Origin of the sequence: Micrococcus sp. CH7 (assembly GCF_001595485.1) — a bacterium.
In the GTDB taxonomy this organism is placed as follows: domain Bacteria; phylum Actinomycetota; class Actinomycetes; order Actinomycetales; family Micrococcaceae; genus Micrococcus; species Micrococcus luteus.
On sequence record NZ_LOSQ01000041.1, the window covers coordinates 168,170 to 188,147 of the forward strand.

General features: G+C 73.9%; 19 protein-coding genes. 8 read left to right on the plus strand and 11 right to left on the minus strand.

Going from position 1 to position 19,978, the window contains the following annotated elements; genetic code table 11:
• The first annotated feature begins 241 nt into the window (after positions 1 to 241).
• Positions 242 to 745 carry an A24 family peptidase gene (locus AUV08_RS10115; protein WP_061866914.1) on the plus strand — a complete coding sequence of 168 codons (504 nt, stop codon included), beginning with the start codon at positions 242 to 244 and terminating at the stop codon, positions 743 to 745.
• A 90-nt stretch (positions 746 to 835) separates the two neighbouring features.
• Here the strand turns inward: AUV08_RS10115 and AUV08_RS10120 are convergent, their stop codons facing one another.
• Genes AUV08_RS10120 through AUV08_RS10130 form a run of 3 tightly spaced genes read right to left on the minus strand, consistent with a single transcriptional unit; the run spans position 836 to position 3,571 of the window.
• The gene (locus tag AUV08_RS10120) at positions 836 to 2,257 is read right to left on the minus strand and encodes a class II fumarate hydratase (protein ID WP_061866913.1); all 1,422 of its coding nucleotides are present in this window, start codon (positions 2,255 to 2,257) and stop codon (positions 836 to 838) included.
• Positions 2,258 to 2,312: 55 nt separating this feature from the next.
• Positions 2,313 to 2,984 carry a carbonic anhydrase gene (locus AUV08_RS10125; protein WP_002854504.1) on the minus strand — a complete coding sequence of 224 codons (672 nt, stop codon included), beginning with the start codon at positions 2,982 to 2,984 and terminating at the stop codon, positions 2,313 to 2,315.
• Positions 2,981 to 3,571 carry a DUF4245 domain-containing protein gene (locus AUV08_RS10130; RefSeq protein WP_061866912.1) on the minus strand — a complete coding sequence of 197 codons (591 nt, stop codon included), beginning with the start codon at positions 3,569 to 3,571 and terminating at the stop codon, positions 2,981 to 2,983. The genes AUV08_RS10125 and AUV08_RS10130 overlap by 4 nt, the downstream gene beginning before the upstream one ends.
• Before the next feature lie 107 nt (positions 3,572 to 3,678).
• Here AUV08_RS10130 and glpX point away from each other — a divergent pair, with 107 nt between their 5' ends.
• On the plus strand, positions 3,679 to 4,701 hold the full coding sequence (gene glpX / locus AUV08_RS10135; RefSeq protein WP_010079310.1) for a class II fructose-bisphosphatase: 1,023 nt from the start codon (positions 3,679 to 3,681) through the stop codon (positions 4,699 to 4,701).
• A 23-nt stretch (positions 4,702 to 4,724) separates the two neighbouring features.
• Here the strand turns inward: glpX and manA are convergent, their stop codons facing one another.
• The 4 genes from manA to AUV08_RS10155 are packed head-to-tail and all read right to left on the minus strand — an operon-like array spanning position 4,725 to position 9,383.
• Positions 4,725 to 5,969, minus strand: coding sequence for a mannose-6-phosphate isomerase, class I (gene manA / locus AUV08_RS10140; RefSeq protein WP_061866911.1), 1,245 nt, complete (start codon positions 5,967 to 5,969; stop codon positions 4,725 to 4,727).
• Positions 5,970 to 6,010: 41 nt separating this feature from the next.
• Positions 6,011 to 7,624: an LCP family protein gene (locus AUV08_RS10145; protein WP_061866910.1), complete on the minus strand. Its 1,614-nt coding sequence runs from the start codon at positions 7,622 to 7,624 to the stop codon at positions 6,011 to 6,013.
• The gene (purE, locus tag AUV08_RS10150; protein ID WP_061866909.1) at positions 7,624 to 8,181 is read right to left on the minus strand and encodes a 5-(carboxyamino)imidazole ribonucleotide mutase; all 558 of its coding nucleotides are present in this window, start codon (positions 8,179 to 8,181) and stop codon (positions 7,624 to 7,626) included. Before purE ends, AUV08_RS10145 begins: the two co-directional genes overlap by 1 nt.
• On the minus strand, positions 8,178 to 9,383 hold the full coding sequence (locus AUV08_RS10155; protein WP_084776537.1) for a 5-(carboxyamino)imidazole ribonucleotide synthase: 1,206 nt from the start codon (positions 9,381 to 9,383) through the stop codon (positions 8,178 to 8,180). The genes purE and AUV08_RS10155 overlap by 4 nt, the downstream gene beginning before the upstream one ends.
• A gap of 162 nt (positions 9,384 to 9,545) precedes the next feature.
• Between AUV08_RS10155 and AUV08_RS10160 the strand changes: the two genes are divergently transcribed.
• The gene (locus AUV08_RS10160; RefSeq protein WP_020628243.1) at positions 9,546 to 10,106 is read left to right on the plus strand and encodes a GtrA family protein; all 561 of its coding nucleotides are present in this window, start codon (positions 9,546 to 9,548) and stop codon (positions 10,104 to 10,106) included.
• Between the two features lie 27 nt (positions 10,107 to 10,133).
• Here the strand turns inward: AUV08_RS10160 and AUV08_RS10165 are convergent, their stop codons facing one another.
• Complete coding sequence (locus tag AUV08_RS10165) at positions 10,134 to 10,757, minus strand: hypothetical protein (RefSeq protein WP_061866908.1); 624 nt, start codon at positions 10,755 to 10,757, stop codon at positions 10,134 to 10,136.
• A gap of 171 nt (positions 10,758 to 10,928) precedes the next feature.
• Here AUV08_RS10165 and AUV08_RS10170 point away from each other — a divergent pair, with 171 nt between their 5' ends.
• Entirely contained in the window at positions 10,929 to 11,450 is a 522-nt protein-coding gene (locus AUV08_RS10170) for a WhiB family transcriptional regulator (protein WP_061866907.1), read from the plus strand.
• A gap of 55 nt (positions 11,451 to 11,505) precedes the next feature.
• Here AUV08_RS10170 and AUV08_RS10175 read toward each other — a convergent pair whose 3' ends face one another.
• Positions 11,506 to 12,051 (minus strand): hypothetical protein, encoded by a 546-nt coding sequence (locus tag AUV08_RS10175; protein ID WP_231862052.1) that lies wholly within the window; start codon positions 12,049 to 12,051, stop codon positions 11,506 to 11,508.
• A 62-nt stretch (positions 12,052 to 12,113) separates the two neighbouring features.
• Here AUV08_RS10175 and AUV08_RS10180 point away from each other — a divergent pair, with 62 nt between their 5' ends.
• From AUV08_RS10180 to AUV08_RS10190, 3 genes are read left to right on the plus strand one after another with little or no spacing between them, the layout of a single operon-like run.
• Positions 12,114 to 12,416 carry a DUF3499 family protein gene (locus AUV08_RS10180; protein WP_020628239.1) on the plus strand — a complete coding sequence of 101 codons (303 nt, stop codon included), beginning with the start codon at positions 12,114 to 12,116 and terminating at the stop codon, positions 12,414 to 12,416.
• Between the two features lie 45 nt (positions 12,417 to 12,461).
• Positions 12,462 to 14,021, plus strand: coding sequence for an adenosylhomocysteinase (gene ahcY, locus AUV08_RS10185; protein ID WP_231862051.1), 1,560 nt, complete (start codon positions 12,462 to 12,464; stop codon positions 14,019 to 14,021).
• 47 nt (positions 14,022 to 14,068) lie between these two features.
• Positions 14,069 to 15,289: a TIGR01906 family membrane protein gene (locus AUV08_RS10190; RefSeq protein ID WP_061873231.1), complete on the plus strand. Its 1,221-nt coding sequence runs from the start codon at positions 14,069 to 14,071 to the stop codon at positions 15,287 to 15,289.
• A 75-nt stretch (positions 15,290 to 15,364) separates the two neighbouring features.
• On the opposite strand, the gene AUV08_RS10195 is transcribed toward AUV08_RS10190, so the two are convergent.
• Both AUV08_RS10195 and AUV08_RS10200 read right to left on the minus strand, forming a co-directional pair.
• Positions 15,365 to 17,200 carry a long-chain fatty acid--CoA ligase gene (locus AUV08_RS10195; protein WP_061873232.1) on the minus strand — a complete coding sequence of 612 codons (1,836 nt, stop codon included), beginning with the start codon at positions 17,198 to 17,200 and terminating at the stop codon, positions 15,365 to 15,367.
• Between the two features lie 68 nt (positions 17,201 to 17,268).
• Positions 17,269 to 18,882, minus strand: a complete 1,614-nt coding sequence (locus tag AUV08_RS10200; protein ID WP_061873233.1) for a dolichyl-phosphate-mannose--protein mannosyltransferase — start codon at positions 18,880 to 18,882, stop codon at positions 17,269 to 17,271.
• A 96-nt stretch (positions 18,883 to 18,978) separates the two neighbouring features.
• Between AUV08_RS10200 and rsmI the strand changes: the two genes are divergently transcribed.
• Positions 18,979 to 19,836 (plus strand): 16S rRNA (cytidine(1402)-2'-O)-methyltransferase, encoded by an 858-nt coding sequence (rsmI, locus tag AUV08_RS10205; protein ID WP_061866902.1) that lies wholly within the window; start codon positions 18,979 to 18,981, stop codon positions 19,834 to 19,836.
• Positions 19,837 to 19,978: the final 142 nt, after the last annotated feature.

Below are 19,978 nucleotides of genomic sequence, written 5' to 3' on the forward strand. Positions count from 1 at the left end.
CCCGCCACCATGGCCCCTTGAAACGGGATTGAGGCCATGGGGTCTGTGTGAGCCCCGCACATCCATGAGACGGCCGGAAGCTCGTGACTTCAGAGTAGACCCGCGCGAGGGGTCGTCGCAATGGGCGGATCCGGTTGCGCTGTCGGCAGAACACCGCGTGGCCGGACCGTGAACGCGAGGTGGCCGGATCGCCCTGTGGACGGCGGCCCGGCGGGCGCGCCGCCCGGCCTAGGCTGGGCGCATGAGCGGGGTGGGGTGGGCGTGGACGCACGGCGCGCCGGCGACGGCGGTGCTGTGGTCCCTGGGGCTGGTGTGGTTCGCGGTGTGCGCGGGCGTGCTCGTGCGCACGGACCTGCGCGAGCATCGGCTGCCGAACCGGTGGACGCTGCGGCTGGCGCTGGGCGGGCTGGCGGCGATGACCGGGGGAGCGCTGCTGGCGGGCCGGGGTGACCTGGCGCTCTGCAGCCTGCTGGGCGGTCTCGGCTACACCGTGGCGATGCTCGCGCTGCACGTGCTCAGCCGCGGTGGCCTCGGGATGGGGGACGTGAAGCTCGCCGGCGGCCTGGGCGTGTACACGGGGGTGCTCGGTCCGACGGCGGTGCTCGCCGCGGGGGTGGGCGCGATCCTGCTCGGCGGAGTGGTGGCCGGGGTGCTGGTGCTCGCGGGCCGGGCGACGGGGCGGACGGCGCTGCCGTTCGGGCCGGCGATGGTGGCGGCGGCCGCCGGAGTGCTGGTGCTGGCGTGAACGACGAGCGGCCGCCCTCCGCACGGGAGGACGGCCGCTCGTCGTCGTGGCCCGGGAGGCGGCGTCGCGCCGCTCACCGGATCCGCCGGATCACTCCGGGTGGGTCATGGACATGGTGTCCAGGGCCTTGTCCAGCTGCTCCTCGGTGACCTCGCCGCGCTCGACGTAGCCGAGGTCCACGACGGCCTCGCGCACGGTCATCTTGTTCGCGACGGAGTGCTTGGCGATCTTGGCGGCGGCCTCGTAGCCGATCACCTTGTTCAGCGGGGTCACGATGGACGGCGAGGCGCCGGCGAGGAAGGCGCAGCGCTCCTCGTTGGCCTCGATGCCGTCGATCATCTTGTCCGCCATGACGCGCGTCGTGTTGGCCAGCAGGCGGATGGACTCGAGCAGGTTGGCGGCCATCACGGGGATGCCCACGTTGAGCTCGAACGCGCCGTTGGTGGAGGACAGGGCGACGGTGGTGTCGTTGCCGATCACCTGGGCGCACACCATGATCGCGGCCTCGCAGATCACGGGGTTGACCTTGCCCGGCATGATCGAGGAGCCCGGCTGCAGGTCCGGGAGGGCGATCTCGCCGAGGCCGGTGTTCGGGCCGGAGCCCATCCAGCGCAGGTCGTTGTTGATCTTCATGATCGAGAACGCGATGTTCCGCAGCTGGCCGGAGGCCTCCACGAGGCCGTCACGGTTGGCCTGGGCCTCGAAGTGGTTGCGGGCCTCGGTCAGCGGCAGACCGGTCTCCTCGGCGAGCAGCTCGATCACGCGGGCGGAGAAGCCCTTCGGGGTGTTGATGCCGGTGCCCACGGCGGTGCCGCCGAGCGGGACCTCGGCCACGCGGGGCAGCGCGGACTGGATGCGCTCGATGCCGTAGCGGACCTGCGCGGCGTAGCCGCCGAACTCCTGGCCCAGGGTCACCGGGGTGGCGTCCATGAGGTGGGTGCGGCCGGACTTCACGATGCCGGCGAAGTCCTCCGCCTTCTTCTCGAGGGAGGCGGCCAGGTGGTCCAGCGCCGGGACGAGGTCGTTCACGAGGGCGGCGGTGACGGCCACGTGCACGGAGGTCGGGAACACGTCGTTCGAGGACTGGGAGGCGTTGACGTGGTCGTTGGGGTGCACCTCGTCCTCGGAGCCGGCCTCCTTCAGGGCGCGGGTGGCGAGGGTGGCGAGCACCTCGTTGGTGTTCATGTTCGAGGAGGTGCCGGAGCCGGTCTGGAACACGTCGATCGGGTACTGGTCGTCGTGGTCGCCGGCGATGACCTGGTCCGCGGCGGCCACGATGGCGTCCGCGCGCTCCTGCGAGATGATGCCCAGCTCGGCGTTCGCCTTGGCCGCGGCCTTCTTGACCTGCGCGAGGGCGTGGATGTGGGCGGGCTCGAGGCCCTTGCCGGAGATCGGGAAGTTCTCCACGGCGCGCTGGGTCTGTGCACGGTAGAGCGCGTTCACCGGCACCTTCACCTCGCCCATGGTGTCGTGCTCGATGCGGAACTGCTGATCGGTGTTCTCTGCGGTCATGGTCACATCCTAGGACGGCGCGGGCGCCCGGTGCCGCACCGGACGCCCGGCGTCGTCAGACCGCCAGGTCGCCGTGCACGCGGCCCGGTCGCGCGGTGCCCTCGGACAGCGAGTAGGTGAGCCCGACGACGGCGGTGCGCCCCGACTCGACGGCCGCGCGGACGGACTGCGAGGTCTCCAGGAGGTGGTCGCAGGTCTGGTCCACGTGCTCGGCCACGAACTCGTCGACCTCCTCCAGCCCGCGGCGACGCCCGGCCAGCACGGACGGGATGATGCGCTCCACGAGGGGGCGCACGAAGCCGCGCGGCATGGTGCCGGAGATGTAGGACTCGACCGTCGCCGTGACGGCGCCGCACGAGTTGTGGCCCAGGACGATGACGAGCGGGATCTCCAGCACGTCCACGCCGTACTCGATGGAGCCCAGCACGGCGTCGTCGATCACGTGGCCGGCCGTGCGCACCACGAACACGTCGCCGAGGCCCAGGTCGAAGATGATCTCGGCCGCCAGGCGCGAGTCGGCGCAGCCGAAGATCACGGCGACCGGGGCCTGACCGGCGGTCAGGTCGCTGCGCCGCTCGGCGTTCTGGTTCGGGTGGCTCGGCTCGCCCGCCACGAAGCGGCGGTTGCCCTCGGCGAGGACCTCCCACGCCTCAGCGGGCGTGAGGTCGGAGGTGGGGACGACGACGTCCGGGGCCGGCGTCGTCTCGGGGCGGGTGTGGGGGGTCATCGGGTCTCCTTCGCGACGCCGTGCGCCAGGTCTTCGAGGACGGCGCGGTCGCCGGTGGTGGTCAGCACCACGGTGCTGCCGTCCACCTCCGCCACGAGCCGTCGCTCCGGCTTCTTCGGATCGGCGTGGAGGTCCCACGCGATCCCGTCGATCTCGATCGTCTCCGACGTCGGGACCTGGTCCACCCGCAGGCTCACCCAGGTGGGGTCGACGTCCTCGGCCTGCTGCAGGCCCGCGAACACCGTGTCCGTGACCACCCAGCCGACGTCCCACGTGGAGACGCCGTCCAGCTTCTGCAGGCGGGCGTAGTTGGCGTACCAGGACTCCGGCACCTCGGGCGCCAGGGCCGGCAGGTCGCCGTCGTCGTGGGGGATCGTGGCGGCCTCGGCGGCGACGTCGACGCGGTCCTCACGGGGCCGCTGCGGCGGCTCCGGGTTGAGCAGGAGGACCACGGCCACGATCGCCAGCAGAGCCGCCAGGGAGAGCACCATGGCCATCCACGGCTGCCGGGCCCGCTGCGCCTGCGTGGCGGTCAGGACGGGACGGGGGGCGGGGGCGTGGGGGTCGGCGGAGCTCACGGTCAGCATTGTGCCACCCGTGGGAGGCCACCCCCGTAGGATGAGGACCGGGGCAGAGCCGCCCTCACGCCCCGTCCCGTGCGGACGGAGCGCCGCGAGCAAGGATCGGAGCAGCGATGACCAGCGCGTCCTCGGAGAAGACCGGCTACGAGAATCACGTCCCGGACCGCAACCTGGCCATGGAGTTGGTGCGGGTGACCGAGGCGGCGGCCATCGCCGCGAGCCCCTGGGTGGGCTACGGGGACAAGAACAAGGCGGACGGCGCCGCGGTGGACGCGATGCGCGCGTTCATGGACACCGTGGCCATGGACGGCACCGTGGTGATCGGCGAGGGCGAGAAGGACGAGGCCCCCATGCTGTTCAACGGCGAGCAGGTCGGCGACGGCTCCGGCGCCGCCGTGGACGTTGCCGTGGACCCGATCGACGGCACCCGCCTGACCGCCATGGGCTACAACAACGCGCTCTCCGTCTTCGCGGTGGCCGAGCGCGGCACCATGTTCGACCCGTCGGCCGTGTTCTACATGGACAAGCTCGTGGTGGGCCCCGAGGCCGCCGACTTCGTGGACATGCGCCTGCCGGTGAAGCAGAACGTGAACCTCGTGGCCAAGGCCCTGGACAAGCCCGTCTCCCAGGTGACCGTGTGCGTGCTGGACCGTCCCCGCCACGAGGGCCTGGTCAAGGAGATCCGCCAGGCCGGCGCCCGCGTGAAGTTCATCCTGGACGGCGACGTCGCCGGCGCCATCGCCGCCGCCCGCCCGGGCACCGGCGTGGACATGATGATGGGCATCGGCGGCACCCCCGAGGGCATCGTCACCGCGTGCGCGATCAAGGCCACCGGCGGCATCATCCAGGGTCGCCTGGCCCCCACCGACGACGCCGAGAAGCAGAAGGCCCTCGACGCCGGCCTCGACCTCGACGCGGTGCTGACCACGAACGAGCTGGTCACCTCCGACCACTGCTACTTCGCGGCCACCGGCATCACCGACGGCGACCTGCTGCGTGGTGTGCGCTTCGCCGACGGCCGCGTGCACACGCAGTCCATCGTGATGCGCTCGTCGTCCGGCACGGTCCGCACCGTGGACGCCGAGCACGACGTGAAGAAGTGGTCCAAGTGGCTGGGGGACCGCGACGCCCGCTGAGCCCGCGGGCCGGTCTGCCGGGCTCAGCCCCGCGGCAGGCCGGCCACGTGCACCGTCGCCGGGGCGCCGGCCGCGGCGCGGACGGCCAGCGGGCCGGACGCCGTCTCCGCGGCGGGCAGGAACACGGCCTCGCCCGGGCCCAGCTCGATCTCCTGGCCTGCCAGGGCCAGGCTCGCCGTGCCGCGGGTGACCACCGCGATCCCGGGCCCGTGCACGTCGAGCCCGTGGACGGCGTCGTCCTCGAGGGTGGCCTGGAGCAGCTCGAACTCCTCGAACGGCGGGCGGAAGACCACCACGGAGTCGGCCACGCGCTCGGGCTCCGTGGAGGGCACCGGCAGCGCCTCGAAGGTGACCACGCGGCGCAGCTCGGGCACGTCCACGTGCTTCGGGGTGAGCCCGCCGCGCAGCACGTTGTCCGAGGCCGCCATGACCTCCACGCCCAGCCCGTGCAGGTACGCATGCACGTTGCCGGCGGGCAGATGGATGGCCTGACCCGGGGCCAGGTCCACGCGGTTGAGCAGGATGGCCACCACCACGCCGGGGTCGTCCGGGTGGTGCTGGGCGACCTCGAGGGCCGTGGCCAGCGAGGGGTCGCGCTCGGCCAGGTCCGGCGCGGCCCGCAGCACGTCCACGACCTGCGCCACGGCGCCGGGGGAGCCCCACACGGAGTCCGGGTCGAGGATCGAGGTGAACGCGTCCTCGAGGTCCCCGGCGGCGAGGGCCTGGCTGATCCGGGCGGCGGCGACGGCGACGGCGGACGTGTCCCCGTCCGCCCGCTCCGTGAGGGCGCGGGCCAGGGCCTCGAAGCTGTCCGAGGAGACCGCGGGGGAGCGGAAGCCGCACATCGCCGAGAAGGGGGTCAGCGCGAGCAGCATCTCCGGCTTGTGGTTCGCGTCCTTGTAGTTGCGCTCCGGGGCGTCGACCGGCACGCCGGCGGCCTCCTCCGCGGCGTAGCCCGCGCGGGCCTGCTCCAGGGTGGGGTGCGCCTGGATGGACAGCGGGGCGCCCGCGGCGAGCAGCTTCATGAGGAAGGGCAGACGGCCCTCCGGCGCGACGGGCCCGAGGCAGCGCTCCGGGTCCGCGGCCACCACCTCGTCCAGGCCGACGTGGGCGCCGTCCGCCACGACGGCGACGCACGGGGCGCCCGGATGGTCGCCCAGCCACAGCTCGGCCTCGGGGCGGCCGGTGGGCTCGCGTCCCTGCAGGTCGGCGAGGAGCGTGGGGGAGCCCCAGGCGTAGTCACGGATCACGGGCTTCAGGACGTGCATGCGCCCAGCCTAGGTCAGCCCGTCGGCCCGCGCGTCGCGCCTCACGGGGCGGGGACGCACAGCCCGTTCGTCGAGGACGCGTGGTTCAGCACGTCCTCCTGGCCCAGGTCCTCGGCCGTCATCAGGTCCTCGGCGGTGAAGGGCTCGCCGTCGGAGCGGGTCGGCGGGGCCGGCCACGTGGCCGGGTCGTCCTCGTCGACGTCGGGGGTCTGCGTCTCCTGCGCGACGACGGCCAGCACGGTGAGCAGCGGCGTCGCCGAGACCCCGGCCGGCTCCGATCCGGCGGTCACGGACTCGTCGGCCAGCATCTCGTCCACGCGGCGGTGGACGAGGTCGTAGTCGGGGTAGGTGGTGAAGTGGGTGCCCGTGTCGCCGAAGTCGGGCGGGCCGATGGTCAGCCGCCGCATCTTCAGGCCGCGCGAGCGCTCGGCGAGGTCCACGAACGTGCCGAGCTGGGACTGCGGCAGATCGGTGGTCACGATCTGCTGGCCCGCCGCGAGGATCCCCTCGAAGCGGGTGAGCACGGTGGCGGGGCTGAACTGCTCCAGCATCGCCGCCTGCAGGCACTGCTGCCGGCGGATGCGGGCGTAGTCGGTGGACCAATGCCGGGAGCGGGCGAAGGCGAGCGCGTCGTCGCCGTTGAAGTGGTGGGTGCCCGGCTCCCACCAGATGTTGCCCCAGGCGCCGTCGGGCCGGACGCCGCGGTGCACCACGTAGCCGCCGCTGACGACGTCCACCCCGCCCATGGCGTCGATCAGCTGGGCGAAGCCGCCCATGTCCATGAGGGCGTAGCCGGAGACGTCCAGGCCGAGGATGCCGCCGGCGGCGTCCTTCATGGCCTCGGCGCCGGGGTGTTCGGCGTCCGGGTAGAGGTCTGCGTGATGCTCCTCCACGTCCGTGTAGAGGGCGTTGAGGATGCACTCGTCGCCGCAGTCGAAGCCGTTGGGGTACACGTCCCACAGCGGGGAGCCCTCGACGAACGGCGCGTTCTGCAGGTTGCGGGGCAGGGAGAACATCACGATGGCGCCGGTGCGGGCGTCCACGGAGACCACGTGCATGGAGTCCGGGCGCAGCCCCTGGCGGCCCTCGCCGGCGTCCGCGCCCAGGACCAGGATGTTGTAGCGGCCCTCGGCCTCCGGGACGGCCGGCCCCTCCCGGAAGACCTCGCCGAGCGCGCCGCGGCTCGTGTTCGCGGCCCAGCCGCCGTAGAGCAGGGCGCCGCTGGTGAGCACGAGCGCGAGTGCGGTGACCGCCGCCGTGATCTTCCGCGCGCCGGGGGCGAGCAGGTGCGGCCGGATCAGCCGGAACGTGTCCGCCCACAGCACCGCCCAGCCCACCGCCAACGCCGCCAGGACCACCGCCAGCCCGAGCAGCACGCCGTCCCGGGCCATGAGCGAGATCAGGCTCGCGCGGGAGACCAGCCACCACAGCAGCCCGAGGATCAGCACGGCCCACACGGTGACGGTGACCCGCAGCGCCACGCGGCCGAGCCGGCGGCTGCCGGCGACGAGCTGGGCGCCGCCGGGGACCAGCAGGGTCAGGGCGGTGAGGATCAGCGCCCGGCGGGTGCGCTCGGTGGGGGAGGCGACGCGCGGATCCCGGAGCGGGTCGGGCTGCGCGTGACCGGCGGGCACGGATCCGGTGGCGGTCGACATCAGCGGTCGGCGGCCATCCGCTCGCGCAGGCGGGCTCCCTTGGCCCGGGCCTGGGCGTTGAGCTCGTCGGCGTGCTCGGCGAGGGCGGCGCGCAGGCGGTCGCCCTCCGCGGTGTCGGCCGAGGCGAGGATGCGGGCGGCCAGCAGGCCGGCGTTGCGGGCGCCGTCGATGGAGACGGTGGCCACCGGTACCCCGGCGGGCATCTGGACGATCGAGAGCAGGGAGTCCATCCCGTCCAGGCTCTTGAGCTTCACGGGCACGCCGATCACGGGCAGGGGGGTGACGGCGGCGAGCATCCCGGGCAGGTGGGCCGCGCCGCCCGCTCCGGCCACGATCACGCGGATCCCGCGCTCGTGCGCGCGGGCGCCGAACTCCACCATCTCGTGGGGCATGCGGTGCGCGGAGACCACGCCGACCTCGACGGGCACGTCGAGCTCGCGCAGGGCCTCGGCGGCCGCGCTCATCACGGGCCAGTCGGAGTCCGAGCCCATCACGACGGAGACGACCGGGGCGTCGTCCTGCAGGGGCTGGGCGGGGGTCTGGGGCATGGCGGTCATGGGCGGGCCTCCGTCTCGGTGCCGGTGGTGGGGGCGTCGTCGCACAGGAGTGCGGCGGCGGACTCGGCGGTCCGCACGGCCTCCTCGAGGCTGAGGCCGTGGTCCGCGACGACGTTGACGTGACCGACCTTGCGGCCCGGGCGCACGTCCTTGCCGTAGAGGTGGACCTTGGCCTGCGGGTGGGCGGCGAGGGCCGCGACGCTGCCGGCGTGCAGGTCCTCGCGGGCGCCGCCGAGGACGTTCTTCATCACGACGCCGGCCCCGCGGGGGGCCGTCTCGCCCAGCGGCAGGTCGAGCACGGCGCGGACGTGCTGCTCGAACTGGCCGGTGACGGCGCCGTCCATGGACCAGTGGCCGGAGTTGTGGGGGCGCATGGCCAGCTCGTTCACCTGGAAGCCCGGGCCGACCCCCGGCGTCTCGAACAGCTCGACCGCGAGCATGCCGGTGACGTCCAGCTCCTCGGCGAGGCGGACGGCCGCGGCGGTCGCGGCCGCGGCGACGGCCGGGTCGAGGTCCTGGGCCGGGGCGACCACGAGGTCGCACACGCCGGCCACCTGGACCGAGTCGACGACGGGGTAGACGGCCACCTCACCGGAGGGGGTGCGCGCCACCTGCGCGGAGAGCTCACGGGAGAAGGGGACGAGGGCCTCGGCCAGCAGCGGGGCGATGCCGGCGCCGAGCCACGCGGCCAGGGTGCAGTCCGCGGCGGAGGCGCGGGCGTCGTCGGCGTCGTCGAGCTTGAGCACGCCCTTGCCGTCGTAGCCGCCTCGGGCGGTCTTGAGGATCATGGGCCAGCCGTGCTCGTCGCCGAAGGCGAGGACGGCCTCGAGGTCGTCGACCGGCGCCCACGCCGGGTTCGGCAGGCCCAGCCGCTCGACGGCGGCGCGCATGACCAGCTTGTCCTGGGCGTGCTGCAGCGCCTCGGGGTCGGGGCGCACGACGACGCCGGCCTCCTGCAGGGCCCGCAGGTGCTCGGTGGGCACGTGCTCGTGGTCGAAGGTGACCACGTCCACCGTGGCCGCGAACGCGCGCAGGTCCGCCAGGTCCGCGTGGTCGCCGACCACGTGGGGGGCGACCTGGGCCGCTGACGCGTCCGGGGCCTCCGCGAGCACGCGGAAGGGCACGCCGAGCTCCGCGGCGGCGCCCGCCATCATGCGGGCCAGCTGCCCGCCACCGATCACACCGAGTCGAGGGGAAGTCACCCGGACAGGGTAGTCGGACCGGCTGAGAACTCCGTCACGGAGGGGTGGCCGATGCCGGATCCGAGGAGGGCGCGCGCCGGGGGCGCGGCTACAGTGTTCCCCAGCCCTGCGCGGGTCCGCCCCGCGTGCACACCCCCGTCCCGAACCGAGGAGTCCACGCCCATGCTGTCCGATCTCTGGGGCCGCCTGACCGGGATGGCCTCCCTGCTGTGGCGGGAGGTGGCCAAGTTCGGCACCGTCGGTGCGGCCGCGTTCGTGGTGGACTCGCTCGTCTTCTGGTGGATGATGACCGGCCCGCTCGAGGGGTCCAACGTCAAGGCCAAGATCGTGGGCGGCGTCGTCGCCACCCTGTTCAGCTGGGTCGCCAACCGCTACTGGACGTTCCGGGACAAGCGCTCCTCGAACAAGACGCGCGAGCTCGTGATGTTCCTGATCATGAACGCGATCGGGCTGGGGATCCAGGCCGGCTGCGTGGCGATCGCGCAGTACCTGCTGGGCGTGACCGACCCGACCGGCCTGTTCATCGCCGGCAACGTGATCGGCCTGTTCTTCGGCACCGTGTTCCGCTACTTCGCCTACCGGTTCTGGGTGTTCAAGGAGAAGCTGGACGTGGAGCCCGGCTTCGCCAACGACCTCGCGATCATCACCGGTCAGATGCCCGTGCTGCGCGAGGACCAGCTGCCTCCGCACGGCCGGCACCGCGCCCCCGACGCCGGGGTCTGAGCGCCCCCGCCTGACCCCGCCGCCCCGTCAGGGGCGCACGGTCACCGCCCGGCCCGCGTCCCACGCCTCCAGCGCGGCCCGCACTCCCGCCCACGTCAGGCGGGGGCGCGGGCCGTCGTCGTCCGGGGCGACGTCGGCCCCGGCCGGGATCGACGCGGGCCGCACGTGATCCACGAGGCCGGGCAGGGCATCCGGCTGGGCGCGGATCTCGGCGGCCACGTCCACGACGGCCGGATCGGCGGCCGGACCGTCGAGCTCGGGCTCGAGGCCGCGCGGCAGGGCCACGGCGAAGACGGTCACGGACGGGTCCGGCCACGCCTCGGGCCGGTCCGTGAGGACGGCGGCGGGGGAGTCGCCCTCGAGGGCGGGCTCGGCCTCGGCGCAGAGCACGCCGAGGGCGAGGGCGTGGGAGAGCCAGTGGACGGGCAGGTCCAGGGCGACGGCGTCGCCCGCGCCCACGCCCTCGTCGCGGAGCAGGCCCGCGAACTTGGCGGCCCAGTTCACGGTCACACGGCCCGAGAGCTCGATGCGCTGGTCCACCGCGCCGGGCTCGTCCGGGGCCCCCGGCTCCTGGACGAGCGCGGGCCGCGGGGAGGAGGCGAGGCGGAGCACGAGGGGGCCGGTGGACCGGGGTGCGGAGAGGGAGACCATGGGCCCAGTGTGGCACCCGTTCGGTTTGACTCGGCATGAATCACACCGATGTAATGAACCCGGGCCAACGGTCCCGCCAGGAAGGGCCCGCCGGCTTGCCCGGCACCCGCGCGGACCGCATGGTCACCCGGCCCACAGCCGCCACGTCGATCCCGGGAAGAGGCGTCACACATGGAGCAGACCCAGCGAGTCGAGGACGCGCACCACGCCGATCCCGCGCCGGCACCTCGTCCGCGGAGCGTCCCCAGCGACTGGTTCCTCGACCCCGCCGACCCGCAGGCCGGCGTCGCCGGCGCGAGCCTCGAGGACCAGGCGACCGCCTTCCTCACCGCCCACGACCTCGACGGCGAGACCGGCACCCCGGCCGCCACCGTCACCGCCCTCTTCCCCGGTGACGAGCGTCCGGTCGAGGCCGTGCCCGTCTCCGCCGACTGGGCCGCCATCCCGGGCGTGACCACCGAGCCCGTCGAGGGCGAGCTGGCCTGGCAGGCGGACGCCCTGTGCGCGCAGACGGACCCCGAGGCGTTCTTCCCGGAGAAGGGCGGCTCCACGCGGGACGCCAAGCGCGTGTGCGAGGCCTGCACCGTCAAGGACGCGTGCCTGGAGTACGCCATGGCGAACGACGAGCGCTTCGGCATCTGGGGCGGGCTCTCCGAGCGCGAGCGTCGCCGCCTGCGCCGCGCCCGCGCCTGACGCACGGCGCCCGTCCACCGGGCGCGGTGCCCGGCGCGGACCGCCCGGTCCGGGCTCAGCCGCGGCTCCAGCTGGGGTCGAGCACCTGCGGGTCCACGCCCAACGCGTCGGCGCAACGGCTCAGCGCCACCCCGTAGACGGCCCCCTCGAGGTCGGCCGGGTCGGCCGCGTCCCGCAGCGGCCGCTCGAACAGGGTGATCAGCACCCCGTCCCGGCCCTGCCGCTCGGCCCGCGCGAACAGCGCCTCCTCATCCCGTGCCCGGCCGGCATGCAGCTCGCGCAGCCGCTCGTCGAGCCGGTCCGGGATGCGCTCCACCCGCGCGGTCACGTGCCGCAGCCCGGGCGCGTCCAGGGAGCCCAGCCGGTCCACCGCCTTCTCGACGGCGGTCAGCAGCGCCTCGCCCCGGCCCCGCTCCGAGCGCGCACCGAACGGGCGCGGATGCCGCAGCCCTCGGCCACGGCGGTCCCGTCCGCCGCGCCCCGCGGGGGAGGAGACGCCGGCCTCGGCCGGGCCGCCCTCGACACCCGGCTCGGCCCCCGCGGCGTCGCCCGCCCGGAACGGCAGGGGGTCGAGGGGATCGGAGGAGGCGGACGCGGTCATGCGCGCCATGGTAGGCCACCGCCCCGGGCCGTCCGCCGAGTAGGGTGGCGGGCGTGGGACCCATGCGACGCTGCAGCAAGACCGGATGCCAGAGCCCTGCCCTGGCCACGCTGACGTACAACTACGCGGACTCGCAGGTGGTCATCGGGCCCCTGTCGCGCCGGGCGGAGCCGCACACGTACGACCTCTGCGGCGAGCACGCTCGGCGCACCACGGCCCCGCGCGGTTGGGAGGTGCTGCGGCTGGAGCTGCCCGAGCACTACGAGGCCGTCGACGCGGACGGCGGCGTGCGCACGGTCCCCACCCGGCCCATGGCCGTCCCGCCGGCCCGCCCCGGGCTGCGCGTGGTGCGTGACGGGGACTGACGCGGCGCGTCTCGTGCCGCCCGGGGCCTCGCTAGGCTGGAGGGCATGACTGAGACCTCCGCAGAGTTCCGCACCCCCGACGTCGACCCGGCCTTCGCCAACCGCACCACCGTGCCCGGCGCCTCGTTCGACTTCACGGTCCGGGACCTGTCCCTGGCCGAGGCGGGCCGCCACCAGATCCGCCTGGCCGAGCACGAGATGCCGGGGCTGATGTCCCTGCGCGAGGAGTACGGGGAGGCCCAGCCGCTGAAGGGCGCCCGCATCGCCGGCTCCCTGCACATGACCGTGCAGACCGCCGTGCTCATCGAGACCCTCATCGCCCTCGGCGCCGAGGTCCGGTGGGCCTCCTGCAACATCTTTTCCACGCAGGACGAGGCCGCCGCCGCCGTCGTCGTGGGCTCGGGCACCCCCGAGGACCCGCAGGGCGTGCCGGTGTTCGCCTGGAAGAACGAGTCCCTCGAGGACTACTGGTGGACCGCCTCGCAGATCCTCACCTGGCCGGGCGCGGACGAGGATCCGGAGCTCGGCCCCAACATGATCCTGGACGACGGCGGCGACGCCACCCTGCTGGTGCACAAGGGCGTCGAGTTCGAGGCCGCGGGCGCCGTGCCCAGCGCCACCGAGGACGATCCCGAGGAGTACCGGATCATCCTCGAGACGCTGCGCCGCTCGCTGGCCCGCGACCCGCAGCACTGGACCCGGACCGCCGGCACCCTGCGCGGCGTCTCCGAGGAGACCACCACGGGCGTGCTGCGCCTCTACCAGCTGGCGCAGGAGGGCCGCCTGCTCTTCCCGGCGATCAACGTGAACGACGCCGTGACCAAGTCCAAGTTCGACAACAAGTACGGCATCCGCCACTCCCTGCCGGACGGCATCATGCGCGCCACGGACGTGCTGATCGGCGGCAAGGTCGCCGTGGTCTGCGGCTACGGCGACGTCGGCAAGGGCGCCGCCGAGGCCCTGCGCGGCCAGGGCGCCCGCGTGATCGTCACGGAGATCGACCCGATCTGCGCGCTGCAGGCCGCGATGGACGGCTACCAGGTGGCCCGCCTCGAGGACGTGGTGGGCGAGGGCGACATCTTCGTCACCACCACCGGCGGCAAGGACATCATCATGGCCGAGCACATGGCGGCCATGAAGGACAAGGCCATCGTGGGCAACGTCGGCCACTTCGACAACGAGATCGACATGGCCGGCCTGGGCCGCATCCCCGGCGTCGTGAAGACGGAGATCAAGCCGCAGGTCCACGAGTGGACCCTGGACGGCGGCACGGAGGCCGAGCGCAGCATCATCGTGCTCTCCGAGGGCCGCCTGCTGAACCTCGGCAACGCCACCGGCCACCCCTCGTTCGTGATGAGCGCGTCCTTCACCAACCAGGTGATGGCCCAGATCGAGCTCTTCGGCGGCTCCACGGGCACCGGCGCCCTCACCGGCGAGCACTACGAGAAGCGCGTCTACACGCTGCCCAAGGTGCTGGACGAGAAGGTCGCCCGCCTGCACCTGGACGCCCTCGGCGTCGGGCTGACCGAGCTGACCAAGGCCCAGGCCGAGTACCTCGGCGTGGACGTGGCCGGCCCCTACAAGGCCGACCACTACCGCTACTGATCCCCGGCGCCCGCGGGCGGACGGACCCACTCGAGAGAGGCACGAGCATGGCTTCCCATCAGGCCGGCCGCGGGCGCGACGAGCGCGCCGGGGCGGAGGACTTCGATTCCGGGCTGGACTACGGCGCGTTCGTCGAGGACGACGCCGCAGACGACCCGAACCGCACCCAGGCGCTGCCCGCCATGGGCCGGGACGACGACGGCGGCGCCCAGCACACCTCGGCGCTCAGCCCCGAGGACCTCGCCGCGCTGCGCGGCGGGGACGCGGCGGCCGCGGACCGACGCGACGCCGGCCGCCCGGCCGCGGACGCCGACCGCGACATCGTCGCCTCCCGGGCCGTGCCCGAGGGCGGCCGGCGGCCGCTGCCCGGCGCCGACGAGCTCGGCCCGCTGAGCGCCGCCGTCGGGGCCCGCGCGGCGGGGTCGAGCGCCGCCGCCCCGGTCGACCGCTACCCCGAGGACGGCACCGCCGCCCCCGTGGCGCAGACGGCGGCCCTGCAGGGGCCCACGCCGGAGGAGCGCGCGCGCCTGCCCAAGGCGGGTCCGCGCCTGGCGCAGGTGCTGCTGGCGATCCTCGCCCCGCTCGCCCTGCTGCTGGCCGCCGTCCGCCTCGTGGCGAGCCCGGTGTTCCTGTGGCTGGAGTACCACCGGCCCGGGTTCCCCGCGGACCGGTTCGGCTTCACCCTCGCCGACCGCATGCACTACGGCTCCGCCGGGCTGGACTACGTGACCAACCTGGCCGGGCCGCGATACCTCAGCAGCCTCACGCACCAGGGAGCGCCCCTGTTCACCGAGGTCGAGGTCGACCACATGACGGACGTGAAGACCGTGCTGTGGATCGCCACCGCGGTGCTCGTGGCGCTCGTGGTGGTGTGCGCCCTGCTCATCGCGTCCCTGCTGCGCACCAGCCCCGGCGGGGTGCGCCGCGCCCTGTTCGCCGGTGCCGTGTGGCTGCCGCTCGCGGTGATCGCGCTCGCGGTCATGGCGGTGCTGGGCTGGGAGACGTTCTTCGCTGGCTTCCACTCGCTGTTCTTCGCGGACGGCACGTGGACGTTCTCCGTGCGGGACGCCCTCATCCGCCTCTACCCTCAGCAGTTCTGGGTGGACGCGGCCGTGGTGGTCGGGCTGGTGACCCTGCTGGCGTCCCTCGTGACGCTCGTGGTCACGTGGCCCACGCGCCGCCGTCGTGAGCTGAGCGCGGACCGCCGCGAGCAGCTGCTGCGCACCCGTCTGCGCTGGGCTCGGGAGGACGACGCCGTGGTGCGCTGACCGCCGCCGGACGACACCGGGAACGGGCCGGGAGGACGAGGCGTCCTCCCGGCCCGTCGTCGTCCGGGGGCGGGGTCAGCGGCGGTAGAGGGCCTCGACGTCCTCGGCGTGGTCCTCGATCACCTGGGCCCGCTTGAGCTTCTGGGACTGGGTGACGTGCCCGGAGTCCTCGGTGAACGGGTGGTCCAGGATGCGGAAGCGGCGGATGGACTCGGCACGGGAGACGCCCGCGTTGACCTGGTCCACCGCCTCCTGGATCGAGGCCAGCACGGTGGGGTCCGTCGCGGCCTCGGCCGGAGTGAGGCTGAGCTCGCGGTCCAGGGCCCACTGGGTGAAGGCATCGGTGTCCAGGGTGATGAGGGCGCCCACGAACGGGCGGTTCTCGCCGACCACCACGACGTGCTCGATGAGCCGGTGCTGGCGCAGCGCCTCCTCCATGGGCGTGGGGTACACGTTCTTGCCGCCGGCGGTGATGATCACGTCCTTCTTGCGGCCGGTGATCCGCAGGAAGCCGTGCTCGTCCAGCGCACCGATGTCCCCGGTGCGGAAGAAGTCGTCCTCCATCGCCTCCGCCGACGCCTTCGGCATGCCGTGGTAGCCGTCGAACACCACGGGGCCGCGGATGAGGATCTCGCCGTCCTCGGCGATCTTCACCGTCACCCCGGCCACGGGCAGGCCCACGGTGCCCACGCGGTGCGCGCCGGGGATGTTCACGGTGGCCGGCGCGGTGGTCTCCGTGAGGCCGTAGCCCTCCACGATCGGGATGCCGGCGCCGCGGAAGAAGTGCACCAGCTCCGGGGAGAGGGCGGACGCGCCGGACACGCACGAGATCACCTCGCCGCCGAGGGCCTCCCGGATCTTGCGGTAGACCAGCCGGTCGAACAGCGCGCGCCGGGCGCGCAGCAGGGCCGAAGGCCCGGGGCCGTCCCCGAACTCGGCCTCGTCCACGGCCGTGGACCACTCGATGGCGGTGCGCTTGGCGGCCGCGTAGATCGGCCCGGTGCCGCTCTTCTGGGCCTTGGCCTCGATGCCGGCCTCGACCTTCTCGAACACGCGCGGCACGGCCAGCAGCCACGTGGGGTGGAAGGAGGCGAGGTCGCCGAGCAGCGTGGCCGGGGAACCGGAGTGGGCCACCTGGATGCGGGCGTACAGGCAGATGACCTGGACGGCGTGGGCGAGCACGTGGGCCAGCGGGAGGAAGAGCAGGGTGCGCGACGTCGTCGTCGGGGACCACTGGACCACCTCGCGCGCGAAGTGCAGCACGTTGATGGCCGCGCCCACGAAGTTGCCGTGCGTGATCACGGCGCCCTTCGGCCGTCCGGTGGTGCCGGAGGTGTAGACGATCGAGGCGGGGCTGGCGAGGGTCGCCAGGGAGCGGGCGTGCTCGACCGCGTCGTCCGACACGAACGCGCCGGCCTCGGCCAGCTCCGCCAGCCCCGCGTCCGTCAGCAGGAACGTCGCCACGTCCACGCCCGCGTGCCCGGCGGCCTCGGCGACGCGCTCGCCGAGCTCCTCGCTGCCGACGGCGACCACCCGCAGCCCCGAGTCCGTGACGATGTGCTCCACCTGGTGGGCCGAGGAGGTCTCGTAGATCGGCACGGAGACGGCGCCGGCGAACCACACGGCCTGGTCGAGGACGGCCCACGCGTAGGAGGTGGGGGAGAACAGGCCCACCCGGTCCCCGGGCTGGACGCCGCGGGCGATGAGGCCGGCCGCCACGGCGCGCACCTGCGTCAGGAACGCCGTGAAGTGGACGTCCACCCAGCCGCCCGCGCCGTTGCGCACGGCGTACACGGGGGCGTCCGGCCGGTCGGCACAGGAGGCGACGATCAGGTCCGTGATGTTGGAGTCCGCCGGCGGCATGCCGACGAGCTCGGTGGCGGACTCATGGACGGGGCTCTGGTTCTGCACGGTCCGAGGGTATCCACTTCCGGGCGTGCGGCGCGCGGTCGGGCACGCCCGCGCCCGGGACGTGGCCGTCAGATCCAGCTGCTGAACCACATCCGCCAGCGCCACTGGTCGTACGGGATGACGTCGCCGATCCAGACGGGCAGGAAGAACAGGGACACGGCGACGGCGATCGTCACGTACGCCAGCACCAGGGCCGAGCCCCAGCGGGGCCCGGGCCGGCGGCCCGGCCGCAGCAGCAGCGAGAGCGCCAGGGCGATCATCATCACGAGGAAGGGCTCATAGGCGATCGTGTAGAAGAAGAACATGGTCCGCTCGGGCCACAGGAACCACACCAGCTGCCCGGCCGCGTAGGCGCCGAGCAGGGCGCCGGCCCGCCAGTCCCGGTGGCGCACCAGCAGCCACACGCACACGAGGACGGCGGCCAGGCCCGTCCACCACACGAACGGGTTGGCGATGTCCGTGATGGCCGCCGAGCACGCGCCCGCGGCGTCCGCCGGGCAGATCCCCTCGCCGGGCTCTGCACCCTCGTAGTAGTAGCTCACGGGCCGGCCCATGAACGGCCAGGTCCACGGGTTGGCGGCGTAGTCGTGGGGGCTGGTGAGGCCCTGGTGGAAGGTCGTGGACTCCACGTGGTAGTGCCACAGGGAGCGCAGCGGACCGGGGACCAGCCCGGCGAGCAGGCCCTCCGGCGGGTTGTCCCGGTGCCAGTCCCGGTAGTAGCCGCCCTCCGTGACGAACCAGCCGGTCCACGAGGCCAGGTAGGCGACCAGGCCGCCGCCCACCACGGCCACGAACGCGTACAGGCCGTCCTTCTCGACGCCGGCCCACGCCCAGTGCCGCACCCCGGCGGTCCGGCGCGCGGACATGTCCCACAGGACCGTGAGCAGGCCGAAGGCCGCCATGAACGCCAGCCCGGAGAGCTTCACGGCGCAGCCGGCGCCCAGCAGCACGCCCGCCAGCAGTCGCCACGGGCGCCAGCCGAGCCACGGCCCGCTGGCCAGGGCGTCGCGTCCTAACCGGGCGACGTCGTGGGCGAGCCGCTCCGCGAGCAGCCGCCGCCCGTGGACGCGGTCCGCCAGCAGGGCGGCGAAGGCCGCGAGCACGAAGAACGAGAGGAAGATGTCCAGCAGCCCGATGCGGGACATCACCAGGTGGTGGCCCTCCACGGCCAGCAGCAGCCCGGCGACCGCGCCCAGGGACACCGAGCGCAGCAGGTGCTGCGTGGCGAGGGCGACCAGCAGGACGGACAGCGTGCCGGCCACCGCGGCACTGAACCGCCAGCCCACCCCGTTGTCCGGGCCGAACGCGAGCATGCCCAGGCCGATCAGCCACTTGCCCAGCGGCGGGTGCACCACATAGGCGGCCCCCTCGAGCGGCTCCGCCTCGCCGCGCGCGAACGCGTCGTTGACGTCCTCGCCCCACCGCCGCTCGTAGCCGGACTCCAGGAGGGAGTAGGCGTCCTTGGGGTAGTAGGTCTCGTCGAAGATCAGCTGATCCGGGTGGGCCAGGTTCGTGAACCGCAGGACGCCGGCGATCACCGTGACCAGCAGTGGCAGGATCCAGTGCCACCGCGTCAGGGGTGCCGCGCTCACCCCGAGGCGGGCGCGCAGGGCGGCGACGCCGAAGGGGCCGTCGTCGACCGCGACGGCGGCGGGGCGGGGGGCGAGGGCGGTGGCGGGCACGGGCTCCATGCTAGGGGGACGGGTGGACGGCGAGACGTGCACGGTGACCGGGGCCGTAGGCTCGGGGCAGCCGTCCGTCCGTCGAAAGGTCGTCCCATGCCCGAGGGCCGCATCGTCCTGGCCGCCACCCCCATCGGCAACCTCGGGGACGCGTCCGCGCGCCTGCGTGAGCTGCTGGCGGAGGCGGACGTGATCGCCGCCGAGGACACCCGGACCGCGCGGCGCCTGTGCGCCGGACTGGGCGTCACCCCAGCGGGCAGGGTGGTGGCCCATCACGAGCACAATGAGGCGGCCTCCACCCAGGGGCTGCTGGACCAGGTGCGGGGCGGTGCCACGGTGGCGGTGGTCTCGGACGCGGGCATGCCCACGGTCTCGGACCCGGGGTACCGGCTCGTGGCAGCCGCGGTGTCCGCAGGGCTGCCCGTGACCTGCGCGCCCGGCCCCTCCGCCGTGACCACCGCGCTCGCCCTCTCCGGCCTGCCGACGGACCGGTTCGCCTTCGACGGCTTCGTCCCCCGCAAGGACGGGGAACGACGGCGATGGCTCACCTCCCTGCTGACCGAGGCCCGCACGGTGGTCGCCTTCGAGTCGCCGCAGCGTCTGGCGGACGCGCTGGCCGTCGTCGTGGAGGTCCTCGGTGCGGAGCGGCCGGTGTGCGTGGCGCGCGAGCTCACCAAGCTGCACGAGGAGGTGGTGCGCGGCACCGCGGCCGAGGTGCATGCCTGGGCTGCGGAGCGGCACGCGGGGGAGGGGATCCGCGGGGAGATCGTGCTGGTGATCGGGCCGGCCGCGCCCGGCGCTGCGGGCGAGGCGTCCGAGGCGGACGCCGTCGCCGAGGTGGCGGTGCTGGTGGAGTCCGGCACCCGGTTGAAGGAGGCCGTGGCCGCGGTGGCCGGAGCCCACGGGATGCGGAGCCGGGAGCTCTACCAGGCGGTGCTCGCGGCCCGGGGCTGACACGTCCCCGGCTACACAGATGCTCATGCGCGGGGGCGCGGCCCCGGGGCCTGGCTAGGTGTAGGAGGGCATGACGTTGTTGACTCGGGTCGGTGCCAGTGAGGCCGGAGGGGCGTCTCCGCAGGAGGTATGAGGCCGATGA

Bases quoted from the DNA above. Each gene is read 5' to 3' on its own strand.
- AUV08_RS10125 (WP_002854504.1), bottom strand. From the start codon at position 2,984: ATGACCCCCCACACCCGCCCCGAGACGACGCCGGCCCCGGACGTCGTC.
- AUV08_RS10160 (WP_020628243.1), top strand. From the start codon at position 9,546: ATGCTGTCCGATCTCTGGGGCCGCCTGACCGGGATGGCCTCCCTGCTG.
- AUV08_RS10170 (WP_061866907.1), top strand. From the start codon at position 10,929: ATGGAGCAGACCCAGCGAGTCGAGGACGCGCACCACGCCGATCCCGCG.
- AUV08_RS10180 (WP_020628239.1), top strand. From the start codon at position 12,114: ATGCGACGCTGCAGCAAGACCGGATGCCAGAGCCCTGCCCTGGCCACG.
- purE (WP_061866909.1), bottom strand. From the start codon at position 8,181: ATGACCGCCATGCCCCAGACCCCCGCCCAGCCCCTGCAGGACGACGCC.
- AUV08_RS10175 (WP_231862052.1), bottom strand. From the start codon at position 12,051: ATGACCGCGTCCGCCTCCTCCGATCCCCTCGACCCCCTGCCGTTCCGG.
- manA (WP_061866911.1), bottom strand. From the start codon at position 5,969: ATGCACGTCCTGAAGCCCGTGATCCGTGACTACGCCTGGGGCTCCCCC.
- rsmI (WP_061866902.1), top strand. From the start codon at position 18,979: ATGCCCGAGGGCCGCATCGTCCTGGCCGCCACCCCCATCGGCAACCTC.
- ahcY (WP_231862051.1), top strand. From the start codon at position 12,462: ATGACTGAGACCTCCGCAGAGTTCCGCACCCCCGACGTCGACCCGGCC.
- AUV08_RS10165 (WP_061866908.1), bottom strand. From the start codon at position 10,757: ATGGTCTCCCTCTCCGCACCCCGGTCCACCGGCCCCCTCGTGCTCCGC.
- glpX (WP_010079310.1), top strand. From the start codon at position 3,679: ATGACCAGCGCGTCCTCGGAGAAGACCGGCTACGAGAATCACGTCCCG.
- AUV08_RS10190 (WP_061873231.1), top strand. From the start codon at position 14,069: ATGGCTTCCCATCAGGCCGGCCGCGGGCGCGACGAGCGCGCCGGGGCG.
- AUV08_RS10130 (WP_061866912.1), bottom strand. From the start codon at position 3,571: ATGCTGACCGTGAGCTCCGCCGACCCCCACGCCCCCGCCCCCCGTCCC.
- AUV08_RS10145 (WP_061866910.1), bottom strand. From the start codon at position 7,624: ATGTCGACCGCCACCGGATCCGTGCCCGCCGGTCACGCGCAGCCCGAC.
- AUV08_RS10120 (WP_061866913.1), bottom strand. From the start codon at position 2,257: ATGACCGCAGAGAACACCGATCAGCAGTTCCGCATCGAGCACGACACC.
- AUV08_RS10115 (WP_061866914.1), top strand. From the start codon at position 242: ATGAGCGGGGTGGGGTGGGCGTGGACGCACGGCGCGCCGGCGACGGCG.